Here is a 2,054-nt window from a genome sequence, read left to right on the forward strand (position 1 = left end):
GACCCTCCCGAGGAATTTCGCGAGGGCGACCATGAAACCCGGCGTCTCAGGGCTCTTCGCGAGGGCCGGTGAAGAAGCTATCACGCCCCCTACCTTATCAGATCTCGTCTCGGCATAGCGGATGACCGTCAAACCACCGAGGCTGTGGCCGAAGAGGAAGGGCTTTTTGCTTGATTCCTCGATTATGGAATCAATTATCTCCATAGCCTCTTCAACGCTGGTATGGCCTCTCTTACCTGGACTTTTCCCGTGTCCGGGCCAGTCAAATGCGTAGACACCGAAGCCTGCCTCATTGAGGAGCTCTATGAGCTTCCCGTAGCGTCCGCTGTGTTCCCCGAGACCGTGGACGAGCACAACCCAGCCCCTCTCGGGGGCTCCAAACCTGACTTTGTAAACCCCCATAATCAACCCTCCAGCCAGAGTCTTTTGAGGGAAAGCCTATCAAAGTCTTCATCCTCGCTCACTATCGCCTGAAGGCCGTTGTTCTGGATTACCGCGATATGGAGGGCGTCGGAAGGGCGAAGGTTGTATTTAAGGATGATTTCCCTGGTGGCGAGGTAGTCGTTAAACGTGACTGGGAGAACCCCCACCGCGGGCAATATAATATCCTTAATAAAGGACATGGTCTCGGAGTGGCTCACTCCGTATTTTCTCCTAGAAACGTGAATGAGCTCGTCCAGCGCGAGGACGTTGGTATAGAGTTCGTTCTCCCCAACTAAATCTGCGTAGAGTGCATCAAGCCTCTTGACCAGGTCGTCATCTATGTTGCTGTTCAGATAGACAAAAAAGTTGGTGTCAATGAACAGCTTCATCCTCAATCCCCCAGACCTCGTCAAACTCGTCTTCAAGACTTATTCCTTTGAGTTCTCCCAGTTTGGCTGGTCTCTTCCCCCTTCTCTTTTTGTGATACTCCCTGGGCTTTTTCAGGCGCTCCTCAGTGTCCAGTACTCTCTTAATAACCAGCTCGCTCTCCCCCGGCTCCACTATGACCTCACCGCCCTCCTTTATGCCATAAGCTTCTCTGAAGACTTTGGGAATAACTATCTGCCCCTTCGGCCCGACCTTAAGGCGAATACTAACCAAGGGTACCACCAAGTATAACCTAAGGTTCAACAACAAAAAGGTTACGAATAGGAAAATGGGGAAATCAGGAGGAGAAGGGGCCCTCCTTGAGCTCGGTGTTGGTGAACTTGACTATTTTCTTCACGCTTTCCTCTATTGTGTCCGGCTCTGGCTTCATAAGGATGTAGAAAACGTTGGTCTTCGGGGTCAGTGCGATGTGCTTGACGTTGTGGGGCTTTGGAAGGCTCTCCAAGAGGGATTTAAGCCTGTCAAGGTCTCGCCTCTTCTCGAAGAGTGCCTCGTACTTCTTGCCACCTACCTCGACCTCCTCTCTCTGCAGGAGTGGCTCGTTCTCTATGTCAGGCTTGAGGCGGTAGTAGCCCTTCTGGATCAGGTGGGCCTCGCGCTTTATCTGGGCGAAGGGCCTTACGACGATGTAGAGCTTGTCGTGCCTGCTCGTCAGGAGGGCTATCGGGAAGTAGAGGAGGCTGTGCCTCGGGAGCAGGGTTAGGGTATACTCGAACTTCTTCAAGTTGTCCCTGCTTATCTTGTAGCTCGCTCGAAATCCTATGTAACCGCCGAGCCAGACGTAGTCCTTGTCCTCGGGCTTGACGATCCCTTCTATTTTCCTTAGGTAGAATTCCATCAGCTGGAGGTTCAGCTTTCTTCCCTTATAGAACTGGTATGAGGCCGCACCGGCCAGGACCATAAGCACCAGCAGAAGTTCCGAAGAAATCCCTACGTTAAAGTTCATGCCCCCTCCTCCTCTATTGGATAGTATCTCTGAAGGGATGTGTCATCAACTATCTCGAAGTATCCCAGCTTATCCTCTAAAACTTTTACCATGTCCCTGATTATCCTCGCTTGGACGGGCCAGTTTACGGCCATCGAAAAGGGATGGGCCGGTGTGTTCCTGAAGAAGGCCACGTATATCCTCACGATGTTCTCCTCCTCATCCACTTCGATTTTGCTGACGAGTCCCTCGCTCACTA

At 51.9% G+C, this 2,054-nt stretch carries 5 protein-coding genes; all 5 read right to left on the reverse strand.

The genetic code is table 11. The features are described from left to right. Window positions 1-402 (reverse strand): alpha/beta fold hydrolase (locus MVD07_RS05535; protein WP_297499508.1); only part of this gene is annotated, 402 nt, incomplete at its 3' end. Between the two features lie 2 nt (window positions 403-404). Next, on the reverse strand, window positions 405-812 hold the full coding sequence (locus MVD07_RS05540; RefSeq protein WP_297499516.1) for a type II toxin-antitoxin system VapC family toxin: 408 nt from the start codon (window positions 810-812) through the stop codon (window positions 405-407). After that, the gene (locus MVD07_RS05545; protein ID WP_297499510.1) at window positions 796-1,092 is read right to left on the reverse strand and encodes an AbrB/MazE/SpoVT family DNA-binding domain-containing protein; all 297 of its coding nucleotides are present in this window, start codon (window positions 1,090-1,092) and stop codon (window positions 796-798) included. Before MVD07_RS05545 ends, MVD07_RS05540 begins: the two co-directional genes overlap by 17 nt. Before the next feature lie 55 nt (window positions 1,093-1,147). Further along, a complete protein-coding gene (locus MVD07_RS05550) occupies window positions 1,148-1,816 on the reverse strand; it encodes a hypothetical protein (RefSeq protein WP_297499512.1) in 669 nt (222 codons plus the stop codon). After that, entirely contained in the window at window positions 1,813-2,052 is a 240-nt protein-coding gene (locus tag MVD07_RS05555) for a hypothetical protein (protein ID WP_297499514.1), read from the reverse strand. The genes MVD07_RS05550 and MVD07_RS05555 overlap by 4 nt, the downstream gene beginning before the upstream one ends. Between the last annotated feature and the right edge of the window lie 2 nt (window positions 2,053-2,054).

Origin of the sequence: Thermococcus sp., assembly GCF_027008145.1 — an archaeon.
In the GTDB taxonomy this organism is placed as follows: Archaea; Methanobacteriota_B; Thermococci; order Thermococcales; family Thermococcaceae; genus Thermococcus.